Annotated in this window: 14 protein-coding genes; 6 read left to right on the forward strand and 8 right to left on the reverse strand. The window is 58.8% G+C overall.

Translation table 11 applies throughout. From position 1 onward, the window contains the following. Positions 1-152: 152 nt before the first annotated feature. The 3 genes from ACJ8HN_RS21485 to ACJ8HN_RS21495 all read right to left on the reverse strand — a co-directional run bounded on the left by ACJ8HN_RS21485 (position 153) and on the right by ACJ8HN_RS21495 (position 2,179). Positions 153-491 carry a hypothetical protein gene (locus ACJ8HN_RS21485; protein WP_033654075.1) on the reverse strand — a complete coding sequence of 113 codons (339 nt, stop codon included), beginning with the start codon at positions 489-491 and terminating at the stop codon, positions 153-155. 135 nt (positions 492-626) lie between these two features. Next, on the reverse strand, positions 627-1,196 hold the full coding sequence (locus ACJ8HN_RS21490; RefSeq protein WP_033654076.1) for an HdeD family acid-resistance protein: 570 nt from the start codon (positions 1,194-1,196) through the stop codon (positions 627-629). A gap of 119 nt (positions 1,197-1,315) precedes the next feature. Next, complete coding sequence (locus ACJ8HN_RS21495) at positions 1,316-2,179, reverse strand: LysR substrate-binding domain-containing protein (RefSeq protein WP_442523918.1); 864 nt, start codon at positions 2,177-2,179, stop codon at positions 1,316-1,318. Positions 2,180-2,451: 272 nt separating this feature from the next. Here ACJ8HN_RS21495 and ACJ8HN_RS21500 point away from each other — a divergent pair, with 272 nt between their 5' ends. Both ACJ8HN_RS21500 and actS read left to right on the forward strand, forming a co-directional pair. Next, entirely contained in the window at positions 2,452-3,129 is a 678-nt protein-coding gene (locus ACJ8HN_RS21500; RefSeq protein WP_033635814.1) for a hydrolase, read from the forward strand. Between the two features lie 159 nt (positions 3,130-3,288). Beyond that, entirely contained in the window at positions 3,289-4,041 is a 753-nt protein-coding gene (gene actS, locus ACJ8HN_RS21505; RefSeq protein WP_033635813.1) for an amidase activator ActS, read from the forward strand. 34 nt (positions 4,042-4,075) lie between these two features. Here actS and ACJ8HN_RS21510 read toward each other — a convergent pair whose 3' ends face one another. After that, entirely contained in the window at positions 4,076-4,933 is an 858-nt protein-coding gene (locus tag ACJ8HN_RS21510) for an AraC family transcriptional regulator (protein ID WP_060424033.1), read from the reverse strand. Between the two features lie 181 nt (positions 4,934-5,114). Here ACJ8HN_RS21510 and ACJ8HN_RS21515 point away from each other — a divergent pair, with 181 nt between their 5' ends. Continuing rightward, positions 5,115-6,884, forward strand: coding sequence for an ABCB family ABC transporter ATP-binding protein/permease (locus tag ACJ8HN_RS21515; RefSeq protein ID WP_033654131.1), 1,770 nt, complete (start codon positions 5,115-5,117; stop codon positions 6,882-6,884). Positions 6,885-6,893: 9 nt separating this feature from the next. On the opposite strand, the gene betI is transcribed toward ACJ8HN_RS21515, so the two are convergent. Next, positions 6,894-7,496, reverse strand: coding sequence for a transcriptional regulator BetI (gene betI, locus ACJ8HN_RS21520; RefSeq protein ID WP_060388380.1), 603 nt, complete (start codon positions 7,494-7,496; stop codon positions 6,894-6,896). 158 nt (positions 7,497-7,654) lie between these two features. On the opposite strand from betI, the gene ACJ8HN_RS21525 reads away from it, so the two are divergent. Further along, positions 7,655-9,199, forward strand: a complete 1,545-nt coding sequence (locus tag ACJ8HN_RS21525) for a BCCT family transporter (protein WP_033654079.1) — start codon at positions 7,655-7,657, stop codon at positions 9,197-9,199. 6 nt (positions 9,200-9,205) lie between these two features. Here ACJ8HN_RS21525 and ACJ8HN_RS21530 read toward each other — a convergent pair whose 3' ends face one another. After that, positions 9,206-9,637 carry a VOC family protein gene (locus ACJ8HN_RS21530; RefSeq protein WP_033649466.1) on the reverse strand — a complete coding sequence of 144 codons (432 nt, stop codon included), beginning with the start codon at positions 9,635-9,637 and terminating at the stop codon, positions 9,206-9,208. 702 nt (positions 9,638-10,339) lie between these two features. On the opposite strand from ACJ8HN_RS21530, the gene ACJ8HN_RS21535 reads away from it, so the two are divergent. Then, positions 10,340-11,557 (forward strand): MFS transporter, encoded by a 1,218-nt coding sequence (locus tag ACJ8HN_RS21535; protein ID WP_442523920.1) that lies wholly within the window; start codon positions 10,340-10,342, stop codon positions 11,555-11,557. A 36-nt stretch (positions 11,558-11,593) separates the two neighbouring features. Continuing rightward, positions 11,594-12,403 carry a MoaF C-terminal domain-containing protein gene (locus ACJ8HN_RS21540; RefSeq protein WP_033649468.1) on the forward strand — a complete coding sequence of 270 codons (810 nt, stop codon included), beginning with the start codon at positions 11,594-11,596 and terminating at the stop codon, positions 12,401-12,403. 1 nt (position 12,404) lies between these two features. On the opposite strand, the gene lldD is transcribed toward ACJ8HN_RS21540, so the two are convergent. Further along, the gene (gene lldD / locus ACJ8HN_RS21545; protein ID WP_442523921.1) at positions 12,405-13,544 is read right to left on the reverse strand and encodes an FMN-dependent L-lactate dehydrogenase LldD; all 1,140 of its coding nucleotides are present in this window, start codon (positions 13,542-13,544) and stop codon (positions 12,405-12,407) included. A gap of 42 nt (positions 13,545-13,586) precedes the next feature. Next, positions 13,587-15,170, reverse strand: coding sequence for an L-lactate permease (locus tag ACJ8HN_RS21550; protein ID WP_060388384.1), 1,584 nt, complete (start codon positions 15,168-15,170; stop codon positions 13,587-13,589). Positions 15,171-15,451: the final 281 nt, after the last annotated feature.

Genomic DNA, 15,451 nt, shown 5'->3' on the forward strand with positions numbered 1-15,451 from the left:
CAATTTGGCGGTGGCGAGGTGTGACGGCGGTCGTAAAGTGGGGTGAACGCGGAGAGATAAAGTAGCGAAAAGTCGGCTGGCTCTACGATGAAACGGCGCGGCAGCTTGCCCGCACCGACAGGTATGAAGCGATGAGCGCGCGGCCCTTATGTTTAGAACGTCTCGAAATACAGCTCGCGCAGCAGCCAGGATATTTCGTTATTGGTGCGGTTCAGGACGTCTATTCTGTGAACCCCTATCGCTTCTGCGCGCAGGTCGAGCAGCAAGTTGCGAATCTGCCGGAATAACGGGGTTTGCGGGTTGGGTCTGGCCAACTGTTGACCACACAGTTTGATACCGGCGTCGCAGCCGGTGGCGATGTCCGTCAGGCAGCATGGACAGGTGGTTTTTTGGCGCGCCATATTGCGGCATTGTTGCCCGATTACCTGATTGAAGTGGCGTAATTGCAGGCAGACTTCCCGCGAGTTCAACGGGTTGGAATGGGTTGTCATCGGTTTCAGCTCCCTTGTCTGCGCCTATATTGGCACTTACCGATGAAGATAACCACGGACAAGCAGAGGGGGTATCGCCTTGTTTTATCTGCAAACAACCAAAGCGATGAGGCCCGCGGCGGCGGGCCGGTAACGTCAGGCGCGTTTAAACAGATTCGCCGCCTGGAACAGCGCAAAGGAGCTGACCAGCATCTCGATGCCGACGATCGCCGTCACCAGCGTGACCGATGCCGCCGGGCCTGAGCCGATCAGCATCCAGGCGATGATCAAATCGAGCACGCCGATAACGAACTGCAGCCAGTTGCCCGGCAGCCCGCGGCGCATGTAGCCCGCCGCCAGGCGCGCGATACCGCCGAGCGCGAACAGCACGGCGAGGTACACCGCCAGCGCCAGAATGCCCGCCAGCGGGCTGGCGATGAACACATAGCCGATAATCAGGTAGGCCACGCCCAGCAGAATGCCGCCGATCATCGGCCAGGTATTCTGCGCCCGGTTGGCGATCATGGCGATAATCAGCCCGGCGCCGCTCAGCAGCAGCAGGATGCCGACCACGATGCTCAGCGCCGCGCCGGAGGCGAAAGGATTGACCAGGCACAGTATGCCGCCCGCCAGCAGCAGGAAGGCGATGATCAGCAGGGTAGTGCGTTGCTTTTTGAGCAGTTCTTCGCTCAGGAGGGGCAGATTATTGCGGTCGAGGTTCAACATGATAGTTCTCCATTTTGCGTATTACGATCCTGAAATCTACGACTGTCGATTACTAGCATAGTCGCCATTGGGGATATAAGAGAATGTGCCGCGGCAGTAATGGGTTGAAAAATCGCCTGCTATCCATTGAATTCATCAACAATGAAATCAATTAATACTCTGACAGCGGGAGGCAGGCCTTGTCGGGTGGGGTAAATGGCGACAATTTTATGCGCCTCCACAGACCAATCGTCGAAAACGGTTTTCAGGCTTCCTGCCATCAACTCTTGCTCCGCCAGCGCCAGCGGCAAAAAACCAACGCCGACGCCGCCCACCAAGGCATCTTTTATCAGGCGAATATCGTCGCACACCAGGCATGGATCGCTGTTGATTTTGATCTCGCGCTTGGCTTGACGAAATGTCCAGGTAGCCTGGACGTGTGAAGACAGCCAGCCAAGCGTGGGCACTTTCGATAAATCCGCAGGTTTGCTTAAAGCATATTTGTCGAATGCTGATGCGCTCACCATAAATGCAGAAGGTATGGTGCAAATGGTCCGCATAACCAGATTGCTGTTTTTGGGCACGTCGGTGACAATTTTTAATGAGATATCAAACCCTTCGGCAATGATATCAACATCTCTGTTGAATATCTTTACATGCAGACTGACCTCGGGGTACTGCAACATGAACTTGGTTAAAATAGCTGGCAAGCCAAGATCAATAAGCATGTTTGAACATGTCATCCTTATTTTCCCCGTGGGTTTTTCGATTTTATTAATAATGAAATTATCCGCCTCTTCAGCGGCGGTGAGCATTTTTATACAGTAGCGATAATATTCCTTTCCGATATCGGTAATCATTATTTTTCGGGTTGAACGTTGAATTAACCTGACGTTAAGCCTCTTTTCAAGATTGGATATCTTTCTGGACAGCATGGGTTTTGATATGCCGAATTTCTTGCTGGCGGCAAGAAAACCACCACATTCAACCACTTTGGCAAACATAAACATTTCATTGAAATCTATCATACAAATCTGACCTTCCCATTGGTGAAATACTCATTCCCAATTTTCTTACTGTTTATCCTGTCGATTCATTGCTAGTTTGAAAAGTGAAGATTTCATTGCATGGTAAATATTTGAAATGCTTCAAACCATCAGAATTTGATGATATGGCGCCGGGCGCGTTGAAATATCTCTGGTCGTTACGACGAGTTAGCCGCCGACCGGCGCTTAAATAATCGCCACAAGGTTTCAGGATGAATAAGTGAGGATATATGAGCTCTCCAGCCAACTTTAATAATCAACGCCCGGTGATTAACCCTGCCGATGCGGCAATGCTGCTTATCGACCATCAAAGCGGTTTGTTTCAAACGATCGGTGATATGCCGATGCCTGATCTGCGCCGTTATGCGACAGCGCTCGCCAAAATCGCCACTCTGGCGAAAATGCCTGTCATTACTACCGCTTCCGTGCCGCAGGGGCCAAATGGGCCATTGATTCCGGAAATCCACGAAAGTGCGCCCCATGCGCAGTATGTCGCTCGCACCGGACAGATAAACGCCTGGGATAACCCGGATTTCGTTGCGGCGGTGAAAGCCACGGGCAAAAAACAGTTGATCATCGCAGGTACGATCACCAGCGTTTGTATGGCTTTCCCGGCGATCAGCGCAATTGACGCCGGTTATCAGGTGTTTGCCGTGGTTGATGCCTCCGGCACCTATTCCAAGATGGCTCAGGAAATCACCTTGGCTCGCGTGGTGCAAGCCGGGGCGGTGCCGATGGATACCGCCGCCGTCGCGTCGGAAATTCAGCAAACCTGGAATCGCGCGGATGCGGCTGAATGGGCAGACGTTTACACCTTAATCTTCCCGAACTATCGCTTGCTGATTGAAAGCTACAACAAAGCGCAGGATGTGATTAAGAAAAACGAGATCCTGGACTCGCAGCGTTGAAACGTCCTTTGCCTGCTCGTTTTTCGCTTGGCGCCTGAGGGCGCCATTTTCGTGTTGTTTATCGCCCCCCTTTATCCCCCTTTTTTGACTGACCCGGCGCAAATGTTACACTGTGCGGCTGACGCGTATCAGAACCGAAACGACGACTGGGGACAGGATTTGAGCACAGGAAGCAAACTGGCAGGGTGGCGCCGCGTGGCGGTGTGTTTGGCATTGGGGCTGCTGTTGGCCGGGTGTTCGGGCAAAAACACCTATAACCGCGACTATGACAAACTGCCGAAGGGCAGTTATTCCGGCAAAACCTATACCGTCAAACGGGGCGATACGCTGTATTACATCGCCTGGATCACCGACAGTGAAGTCAGCGAGCTGGCCAGAATCAACAAAATTCGTCCGCCTTATAGCCTCGAGGTGGGGCAGAAACTGCGGCTGAGCGGCAGCGCGCCGGCCAAAACCGCCGCTACGCGCCGTAAAAAGTCGTCTTCCGCCGCAATCGTCAAACAAACGCCGCCGCCGGGCGCTTCCCGCTGCTGGCGCTGGCCGACCAGCGGTCGGATCGTGCAGGCGTACTCCAATTCCGACGGCGGCAACAAGGGCATCGATATCGCCGGCAAGCGCGGCCAGCCGATCTACGCTTCCGCCAAGGGCAAAGTGGTGTACGTCGGCAATCAGCTGCGCGGCTACGGCAATCTGATCATGATTAAGCACGGTGAGGACTTCATTACCGCCTATGCGCACAACGACACCACGCTGGTGCGCAACGGTCAGGATGTGAAAGCGGGGCAGAAGATCGGCACCATGGGCAGCACCGGCACCGATTCGGTATTCCTGCACTTCCAGATCCGCTACCGCGCCACTGCGCTCGATCCGCAGCGTTATCTGCCGCCGCAGGGTTCGTCGCCGTCTTGTTGACGTCAGTCAGGCTCCGTGAGGAGCCTGACTTTTGTTACTTCAGCGGCAGGTAAAGATCGGTCACCAGTTCATATTCCGCCACCTCGTGTACAAAGTTGTGGTAGTGGAAATAGAGCGGAAAATCGCGCGGTTCCTCGCCGCTGTTCGGCAACCACTCGCTGTAGAGATGGCGAGCGCTTTCAGACAGCCCATCCAGCGAGCCGTGATGGCGCAGCACCGCGCAGCGTCCGGCCGGCAGCGTGCTGTTCACCACGCCGAAGGCGTTGTCTTCGGGGATCGGCGCAGTGACCTCGCCGCAAATGAAGAAGCGGAAGTCCTGCGCTTCGGTGGTGGCCGGATCGTGCGGTGCGATGCCGTAAGTGCGGCTGCTTCTGACCGGCGACAGGCCGCTGGTTTTGCGCCACTCGATAAAGCGTGCGGCGGTTTCGTTGACCAGCGCGGACGGGCCGCGATGTTCGATCATCGCCACCGGCGTGGCCGGGAAGTCGACAATGTCTACCTTCATGGGTTGTTTCCTTGTGTGTTTCGGCTCGGGAAAGCGCTGCTGCCAATCGATCCAGGCCGGCCGTTTGCGAAACTGGCTTGGCGTTTGGCTGAACGCCTGTTTGAAGGCGCGACTGAAGGACTCCGGGTTTTGAAAACCGGCGTCCAGCGCGATGTCAATCACCGGCTCCAGCGGGTTATACGCCAGGCGGTACGAGGCGCGTTTGAGCCTCATCCACTGGATATAACGCCACACCGAGATGCCGCAATACGCGCTAAACTGGCGTTGAAAGTGAAAGCGCGAAAAGTGGGCCACTTCGCTCAGTTTTTCGACGGTGAGCGCCTCGTCCAGGTGGCGGTCGATATAGTCAAAGACCTGCGCAAAGCGCTTTGCATACGTCTGGGTCATGTGATTGTCTCCTCCATGCCTGAACTTTGCCCGAGCCGCCGCTGCTTCTCCTGACGGATGATGCTGAGTTGCCGCCGCAGGAAAACGGGATGGCTGCGGCGTTCGCCGCCGGCCAGGCCAAACTCATAACCCCCGCGCGGCCGTGCGCCGCGATCCCGACCGAGAAGATGAATATTACATGATGGATCGTTCCCGTTTGCTGAAATTCCTGCTGCCCTACCTGTGGCCGAAAGACAACCCGCGGCTGCGCGGGTATCTGGTGGTGGCCTTCGTGTTCATGGTGGCGGCCAAGGTCAGCACCACGCTGGTGCCGCTGGCCTACAAAGCGATGGTCGATGGGCTGAGCGGCGAGACGGCGAAAATGCTGGCGGTGCCGCTGGGGCTGATCGTCGCCTACGGCGTGGCGCGGGTGGGCGGCGCGCTGTTTGAGGAGCTGCGCAACGTGATGTTCATTCACGTCAGCCAGAACGCCACGCGCCTGCTGGGCGTGCGGGTGTTTCGCCAGCTGCATGCGCTGAGCCTGCGCTTCCATCTGGAGCGCCAGACCGGCGGGCTGTCGTTGTCCATCGAGCGCGGCACCCAGGCGGTGTCCACGGTGCTGTCGCGGCTGCTGTTCTCCATCGTGCCGATCCTGTTCGAGCTCTCGCTGGTCACGGCGATCATGTGGCACATGCTGAACGGCTGGTTCGCGCTGGCGATCCTGACGACGGTCGGCTGCTACATCCTGTTTACCGTGCTGGCGGTCAGCTGGCGCACCCGCTTTCGCCGCGAGCTCAACAAGGCCAACGCCGACGCCAACAGCAAATCCATCGACAGCCTGCTGAACTATGAGACCGTGAAGTACTTCGGCAATGAAGAGTTCGAGGCCGAGCGTTTCGACCTGTCGCGCCGGCTGTACGAATACGCCGCCATCAAGAACCAATTCAGTTTTACGGCGATCAACCTGGGGCAAACCGCCATTATTTCGATCGGGCTGATCGTGATGATGGCCATGGCGGCGCAGGGCATTACCCAGGGAACGATGACGGTCGGCGACTTCGTGCTGGTCAACGCCTATCTGCTGCAGCTGTATCAGCCGCTGAACTTCTTCGGCTTTATTTATTCCGAGGTGCGCCAGGCGCTGATCGACATGGAGAACATGTTCGATCTGCTGCAGGAAAAGCGTGAGATCGTCGATAGCCCGGATGCGCAGCCGCTGCGTCTCGATCGCGGCGAAGTGCGGTTCGACGCGGTCAGCTTCGGTTACGACACGCGGCGGCCGATCCTCAAGCAGGTGAGTTTTACCATTCCGGCGGGCCACACGGTGGCGGTGGTCGGTGCCTCCGGCGCGGGCAAGTCCACGCTGTCGCGCCTGCTGTTCCGTTTCTACGACGTGCAGGGCGGCGCTATTACCCTCGACGGCCAGGACATTCGCCAACTGACCCAGGCCAGCCTGCGGCAGGCGATCGGCATCGTGCCGCAGGATACGGTGCTGTTCAACGATACGCTGCGCTACAACATCGGCTACGGCAAAACCGGCTCCAGCGATGAAGAAATCGAGCGGGCGGCGCGGCTGGCGCATATCCATGATTTTATCGTCGGTTTGCCCGACGGTTACGACACCCGGGTGGGCGAGCGCGGGCTGAAGCTGTCGGGCGGTGAAAAGCAGCGGGTGGCGATCGCGCGCACCATTCTGAAAAATCCGGCCATCCTGGTGTTCGACGAGGCGACCAGCGCGCTGGATACCCAGACCGAGCGCGAAATCCAGGGGCACCTGCGCGAGGTAAGCCGCAACCACACCACGCTGGTGATCGCCCACCGGCTCTCCACCGTGGTGGACGCCGATGAAATCATCGTGCTGGAGGCGGGGGAGATCGTCGAGCGCGGGGGGCACGAGGCGCTGCTGGCGGCTAACGGCCGCTACGCCGCGATGTGGCAAACCCAGTATAGCGAAGAGCAGGAGCCACACTGACGGAGGCGGTCACGCCGCCGATGGCGCGGCCGCGGCCTTGAGCCGTTGTATCACGTAGTCGCAGGCGATGCGGCAGTCCTGCTTCAGGTCAGTCTCGTCGCCGGCCAGGCTGCCGCGCAGCCAGAGCCCATCGATCATCGCCGCCAGCCCGCGCGCCGCGTCGCGCGCCTGCGGCAGCGGCAGCTCGCGGCGGAACTGGCTGCAAATATTGGAATAGAGCCGCCGATCGTTGGCGCGCTGCAGGCGGCGCAGCACCGGCTGATGCATGCTGGCGGCCCAGAAGTCGAGCCAGGCGCGCATGGACACGGCATTGGTTTGGCTGGGGTGGAAGTTGCCCTGGATAATGGCGAACAGCTGTGACTGGCTGTCGCTTGCCGCCTGCGCGCGGCACTCGGCCACCGCATCGCGCAGGTCGCGCAGGATTTTGCGCATGGTGGCGCTCAGCAGCCCCTCTTTATCGCCAAAATAGTGGCTGACGATGCCGGTCGACAGCCCGGCTTCTTTCGCCACCTGAGACAGGGTGACGCCGGCCAGCCCGACGACGTTAATGGTCTCGAAGGCGGCGTTAATCAACTGCTCCTTACGCTGTTCCGGAATGTCTCTTCGGTACATATTTTCCTCAACTGATAGGCCAATCACACTTTGGATTTGATTGATTGAACGGTCAATCAATACTCTATATGCTGCGAAAATGTCAAATAAATGGCGATAATATGTTAACTAAAAGTTGCATTGAAATCGTCTGTCTTTCGCATCATGGAAGCCTGCCAATGACAACAAAAACTCCCCCATCGCTTGACGAAGAACCTGTCAGATTGAATGTTCCGGTATTTTTCGGCTCGGCGGCGGTGATCCTGCTGCTGGGAACGCTGGTCGTTCTGTTCCCCTCCGCCAGCAAACTGTGGCTGAACGCCGCGCAAAGCTGGGTCGCCGACGTATTCGGCTGGTACTACATGTTATTGATGGTCGCCTGCATGGCATTCGTGTTCTGGCTGGCGCTATCGCGCTTCGGCCATATTCGCCTCAGCCAGGATGACGAGCCGCCGCAGTTCAGCTATCCCTCGTGGGTGGCGATGCTGTTCTCGTCGGGCATCGGCATTGCGCTGGTGTACTACGGCGCCTATGAGCCGCTGGATCACTTCCTGTCGCCACCGGAAGGCAGCGGCGGCACCGTGCAGGCGGCGCGACAGGCGATGGCGCTGACCTTTTTGCACTGGGGGCTGCACGGCTGGGCGCTGTATGCGCTGATCGCCACCGCGCTGGCCTATTTCGCCTATTGCCGCGGCCTGCCGCTGGCGCTGCGTTCTGCGCTATACCCGATCTTCGGCGAGCGCACCCACGGTTGTGTCGGTCATCTGGTGGACAGCTTCGGCATTCTGGTGACGGTGATTTCGATGGTGACCAACCTGGGGATCGGCGCGCTGCTGGTGAACTCCGGGCTGTTTTATCTGTTCGACATCCCGCAAAGCACCGGCGTGCTGCTGGCGCTGATCGTGGTGATGATGGTGGTGGCCACGCTGGCGGCGGTCACCGGCGTCGAGAAGGGCATCGCCATGCTGTCGAACATCAACGTCGGCTTCCTGTGCCTGCTGCTGCTGTTCGTGTTTTTGGCCGGGCCGACGCTGAACCTGCTGAACGGCATGTTGCAGAACCTCGGCGATTATCTTACCTCGCTGGTCAGCCGCAGCTTCGATATGTATCTGTACGGCAAGGCGCGCCAGTGGCAGGGTGCCTGGACGCTGTTCTACTGGGCCTGGTGGGTGGCGTGGGCGCCGTTCGTCGGGCTATTCATCGCGCGCATCTCCAAAGGGCGCACCATTCGCGAACTGATTTTCGGCGTGCTGCTGATCCCGCTGGGCTTCACGCTGGCGTGGCTGTCGATCTTCGGCAATACCGCCATCAGTCTGGTGCTGGAAGGCGGGCAGGCGATCTTGGGGCAGGTGGCGCAAAGCGATCCGCCGATGGCGGTGTTCAAGCTGTTCGAATACTTGCCCTATACCCAACTGACCGCCGGCTTTGTGGTGGTGATCAGCTTCGTGCTGTTCCTGACACCGGTCGATTCCGGCACGCTGATGATAGCCAACCTCTCCTGCCAGGGCGGCTCCGCCCATGATGACGCGCCGGCCTGGCTGCGCGTGTTCTGGGCAGCGGTCACCACGTTGGTATGCGCCGGCTTGCTGTACGCCGGCAGTTTCAGCGCGATGCAGACCGCGGTGGTGCTGTGCGGCCTGCCGTTCTCGGCGGTGATCGTGCTGTACATGATCAGCCTGCGCAAGGATCTGCGCCGTTACGCCATGAAGCCGGCGCTGCCCTGAGGCGGTTTATTCGCCCGCGCGCGGCCGGTGATGCACGTACTCGACAATCGTGCCGTCCGGCAGGCGCGCATTGAAACAGGCGCCGGTGGGCACCTCCACCGGGCCGAAGAAAATCTCGGCGCCGGCGGCCAGCAGCCGCTGGTGGTAGGGATAAATGTCATCGACCAGCAGCGTGCCGACGGTGCTGCGGAAAGGGCGCAACTGCTCTTCCGCCCCTTCCAGGATCAGAAACGGCCCCACCGCCGCCAATACCAGCCGATGCTCGGGAAAATCGAAGCGCATGTCCGCCGTTACGCCGTGCAGCTGTTCGTAAAAGGCGATGGCGCGGTCGATTTCGCCTTCGCCAACGTAGACCCGAATCAGCACGCGCGGCTCACGCAGCGATGAAGAGTCGGCGGTTTTGCGCCAGAAACCGGCTTTTGTCAGTGCTGTCGTCATATTCATCTCCTTGCTGGTTGCCTGCCGCTTATCATGCCGTTGTTTTCCCATCCGGGGTTGGATCGAGTTGGCATAAGCTAGCCGCGCCGGTAATAACCCGCTACCAGGGCGTTAAGGGGCGGTCTGTTTGTGATTCCTGTCACGGCCTGCGCTTTTATTATCATTCAGCATTGATAATGTCATTGCGTGATTATTGATTAACACAATGGAGTTAATAGTTCTCGTTATAGCCGCTATAAAGCAAACGGATTCAAATAATAAAGAGGGCGGGGTAATGCGGCTGATGAAAAGGGAAATACCGTCCATTTATAAGCAGGAGTTAAGTCTTATTTATTAACCTGTTTATAAATCAGCGCGTTTTGGTTTTTTCGATAAAAGTAAAAAGTGCCGCTTAATTTTATTTAAATCATTAAAAACATGATGTTGATTTATTTTCATGTCATTCGCGTTCTGTGAAAAATACCTGAATTGCCTCTCCGTCGCCGTTTTCAACGGCTGTTTGACATGCCCGTAGCTTGAGATAAGTTTATATCATTAACATGTTAATGAGTTGTTATCGTGACCGATGGCCAATATCTCTTTTGGCCGAGCGCTCAACCGACTTATGCCATGGCCGCTCGCCATTTATAAGTTAACTTATGGACCAATGACGCTATGAATAATTCGCCAGGACAGCGCTCGCGATTGAGCGAAGAGAACCGATTGCTGATCATTTTGTTTTTCGTTTTCGGCTGCGTGTTCGTCGATCGTCTGACTATCTCTTTTCTGTTTCCGATGATTGCCGCCGATTTGAAGCTGAGCAACGTGCATCTTGGCACGCTGTCGGCGGTGCTGGCATTGACTTGGGCGCTATCTGGCGCGGGGCTGGGGGCGATTGCCGATCGCTTTAATATCCGCAAACCGATGCTGATCCTGTCGATCCTGGTGTTTTCGCTGTTCTCCGCGCTGTCGGGGCTGGTCAGCGGCTTTGCCATGTTATTGATCTTCCGCGCGCTGATGGGGATCGCCGAAGGGCCGGTGCTGCCGATCGTGCAATCGCTGATGGTGGAAAAATCGCAGCCGCAGCGCCGCGGCTTCAATATGGGGCTGATCCAGGGGGCGGCGCCGGGATTGTTGGGCGGTATTATCGCGCCGCCGCTGATCATCTATCTGGCGCAGAAGTGGGGTTGGAGCATGGCGTTTCACCTGACCGCCGTGCCGGGCATCATTCTGGCGTGGCTGATCTATCGTTATGTGAACGGCAAGAAGGATCCCGCTTTCAGCGCCGCGCCGGCGGCCGACAAGGCGGCGAACAAAGGCGCTTACGGCGAGCTGTTTAAAATCAAGAACGTAGCGCTGTGCATTCTGATCTCCTGCGTGTTCGTCACCTGGTTCATGATCATCATTACCTTCACCCCCAACTTTTTGGTGACCGACCGTGGCTTCAGCGAGGGCACGATGGGCGGCATCATGAGCGCCATCGGCGCCGCCTGGGTGTTTTGGGGCGTGGCGGTGCCGGCGATTTCCGATCGCCTTGGCCGCAAGCCGACGCTGATCTTCTTTTCGCTGCTGGCGGTGTGCTGCCCGCTGTTCCTCAGCTACGTCGATAACCCGTGGCTGCTGGGCGTGCTGGTGTTCCTGTCTTATACCGGCCTTGGCTGCTTCACGCTGTTTATGGCCACCATCCCGTCTGAAACGGTGTCGCCGGCCCGCATCGCGACCGCGTTGGGGCTGGTGATGGGGATTGGCGAGGTGATTGGCGGCTGTCTGGCGCCGTTTATCGCCGGGCTGATCGCCGATCGCTATGGGCTGGTCAGCGTGATGTGGCTGGCGGCTACCGGCGCCGTGTGCGCCGGCGTACTGAGTTGTTTTCTCGATGAAACTGCACCTGCGGTGGTGAGCCGCAGAGCGGTGAAACCGGCGGGCGTCGCCGACGTTTGAGGCGGTTTTCATCCCATTCAATCAAGGAGAGCGAAGATGTCAGCAGAACAATCCGTACTGAATCAGAATGCCGAACCGGACTGGAAGAATTACGACGATTTTGCGCGCGGTATCGACACTAACCGGCTGCCGGGCACTCAGGATTGGCGCGGCAAAACGCTGCAGATCGCTTTTGAAAGCAGCGGGGAAATCACGCTGCGCTTCAGCGCCGATCGGCAGCGGGTGCTGTGGGCCTGGGGCGGGGAGAGCGGCGAGGACGCTTACGAAGAGGTGCAAACCTCCGCTGCGCGCTATTTCTTCAATATTCCGCTGCAGTCGCCGGGCAACGAGTGCCTGACGCTGGTACTCAATCGTGACAGCGGCCGGGCGCTGCTGGTGCGCAGCACGCTGTTGCCGGAACAGGCGGTGGAAAAGGGGTCCCGCCTCAAGCAAAGCTTCCACGTCGGCCGGATTGTCGGCGCCACGCCGGGTGGCGTCGCGCCGCATCTGACCCGCGAGCTTATCGGCTATCGCACGCTGAACGTCTACAGCCCCAACCACTATTACGAACATTTCTATGTCAACACCGAGCGCTACGCCTGGCAAAACCTGCGCGGCGAACAATTCGGTCACGGCGACATGGACTACGCCACCTACTACAAGTTTGAGGACGAGATGTTCCTGTTCACCTTCCGGGAAAAGATCATCCCGGTGTGCTCGGTGTTCTTCTTCGACTTTATTTCCGGGCGCTGCACCGGCACCTTCCTCGGGCTGGACGCCGCCGGCCGGGTGTTGGTGTCACCGGCCGGGGCCTTCATCAGCAAGATGAGCTATAACGCCTACCCGGAAGGCGTGCAGCCGCTTTGATTCAGGCGTTTCTGACCAGCGATCCGGCGTTGATTTCCGCAATGGTTTTCGCGCCGGTGAGCGTCATGGCGACGCGCATTTCCTTGTCGATCAGATCCAGCAAGTTAGCCACCCCGGCTTCACCGGCCGCCGCCAGCGCATAGACGAAGGCGCGCCCCAGCAGCACGCTGTCGGCGCCCAGCGCGATCATGCGCACCACGTCCAGGCCGCTGCGGATGCCGGAGTCGGCCAGCAGGGTAATGTCGCCTTTCACCGCGTCGGCGATCGCCGGCATGGCGCGCGCGGTCGACAGCACGCCGTCCAGCTGGCGGCCGCCGTGGTTGGAGACGATGATGCCGTCGGCGCCGAAGCGCACCGCGTCTTTGGCGTCTTCCGGATCGAGAATGCCTTTGATGATCATCGGGCCGTCCCAGAATTCACGGATCCACTCCAGATCTTTCCAGGAAATCGACGGATCGAAGTTGGCGCCCAGCCAGCCGATGTAGTCTTCCAGGCTGGTCGGTTTACCGCGGTAGGCCGAGACGTTGCCCAGATCGTGCGGCTTGCCGAGCAGGCCGACATCCCAGGCCCACTGCGGATACGCAAACGCCTGCAGCACGCGGCGCAGGGCGGCATTAGGGCCGCTCATCCCCGAGTGGGCATCGCGATAACGGGCGCCGGGCACCGGCATGTCGACGGTGAACACCAGCGTTTTCACGCCGGCGGCCTTGGCGCGCTCCAGCGCATTGCGCATAAAGCCGCGATCTTTCAGCACGTAGAGCTGGAACCACATCGGCCGATGGATCGCCGGCGCCACCTCTTCGATCGGGCAGACCGACACGGTGGACAGCGTGAACGGAATCCCTTTTTTAGCCGCGGCGCGCGCGGCCTGTACTTCGCCGCGGCGGGCGTACATGCCGGTCAGCCCCACCGGCCCCAGCGCCACCGGCATCGCCAGCTGCTCGCCGAACAGCGTGGTCTGCAGGCTGAGTTCGGACATATTGCGCAGCACGCGCTGGCGCAGGGCAATATCGGCCAGATCCGCGGTATTGCGCTTCAGCGTATGCTCCGCGTAGGCCCCGCCGTCGATGTAGTGAAACAGAAACGGCGGCAGTTTGGCCTGGGCGGCGGCCCGGTAGTCGGTTGACGCGGAGATGATCATAGTGTTTACCTTCTTGTCTTGCTTGCGATAACGAGTGGTCAGTCAGAGCGTGAGGATCGCCGCCATACCGGCCGCAATCCCGCCGTACGCCAGCATCGGTAGTACGGTCTTTCTGATGATTTTGCCTTCGGCGTTGCCGATCCCGAGGATCGAACAGACGGCGATAATGTTGTTCAGGCACACCATGTTGCCCATGGCGCCGCCGACGGACTGCAAGGCCAGCGTCAGGTTGACGTCAAGGCCGCTGCTCTGGGCGATCGATTGCTGAATGCCGCCGAACGTCAGGTTCGAAACGGTATTGGAACCGGAGAAGAACGATCCCAGCGCGCCGAGGAACGAAGAGAACAGCAGCCAGCTCTCGCCGGTCAGCGCCGCCAGCGCTTTACCGATCAGGATCACCGGCGCGTTGTCGCCGCCCTGCATCATTAGATTGACCATCACCAGCGCGCCGAACAGGGCGATAAAGGGCCGCGTGATACGCCCGCCGGTTTCGCTGAACATTTGCCGCACCTGGCCGCCATTCAGACGGAACAGCGGAATGCACAGCAGCACCACCAGCAGGAACGGGATCAGCGCCGGGACATACAGCGTTTTGTAGCCGGCGGCGGCGGAGGTGCCCAGCACCTGCTGCAGTTCGACGATCAGCGCCCGGCTGATGCGCAGCTCCCCGAGCCAGCCGAGGTTTTCCTGCCACAGCAGCGCGGTGTTGTTGAGCAAGGCTTTAAGGCCCAGCTGGTGGACGCGCGTCACTATCAGGATAGCAATCAGCAGCAGGGTTGGGGTCATGGCCTTGACCACCTGCATGAACGGCACCGCCTGCCCGGCGCTCTGCGGTTTGCCGCTGCGGGCGAGGCCGATGCCGCCGCGCGCCAGCAGCACCGACAGCGCCAGGCCGATGGCACCGCCGACCAGCGCCGGGAATTCATAGTTCACCTGGGCCAGCAGCAGATAGGGCAGGGTGCAGCTCAGCACGCTGAGCAGGATAAACGGCAGGTTGCGGCGGATATCCTGCCAGGAAACGATAAAGCGCAGCGCCAGCAGAGGAATGACGAAGCCGGCGACAAAATGGATCAGCGCGGTCTGCCGGCCGATCTCCAGCAGGCTGGCGTCCGACAGGCCGAGGTTGGCAAAGCCGAACCAGGTGGGGGTGCCCACGGCGCCGAAGGAGACCGGCACCGAGTTCATCACCAGCGTCAGCAGGGCGACGCGCAGCGGGTTGAAGCCCAGCCCGACCAGAATCGGTGCGGCGATGGCGGCCGGGGTGCCGAAGCCGCTGGCGCCCTCAATCATAAAGGCGAACGCCCAGCCGATAATCATCAGCTGGGCCACGGGATTGGGGCTGATGGTTTCCAGCCAGCGGCGCACTACGTTTTCCGCGCCGCTTACCTGCATCAGTTTGTTGAGCAGGATGGCGCCGGCGATGATGGTGATCGGCGTCAGCGTCGATACCAGCGCGGTGATGATATTGGCATGCAGCAGCCGCAGCGAGGCATCGAACCACAGGAGCTGTACGGCGTAGACCACGGCGGCCGTCAGCGGCAGGGCGAGATAAGAGGGCACGCCATTCCTTTTGGTCATCATCCAAATCAGCAGGACGATGGGCGCAATACTGAAAAACAGGGGCATAAGATCCTCAGGGTTATTATTTTTATGGGCAGAGATATGTAGCTGAAAGGTTAATTAGCGCAACATTTTCATTCTAATCACAACGTCGACGACGATGCCATGCGGTATTTTTTTAACATCGGCGAACGGCGCCGGCGGTGGAAAATTGGCCGGTAGAAGGGGGTGAATTAACTGCTTAAAAATCAGATTGATAGAAAGTATTATTGTGTGATGAATGCGTGGGCTCACATTAATTAAGCGGTAATGTTCAATAGATTATGTCCAAAAATGCCGTAATCTCC

Source organism: Serratia sp. CY29653, assembly GCF_052169255.1.
In the GTDB taxonomy this organism is placed as follows: Bacteria; Pseudomonadota; Gammaproteobacteria; order Enterobacterales; family Enterobacteriaceae; genus Serratia; species Serratia sarumanii.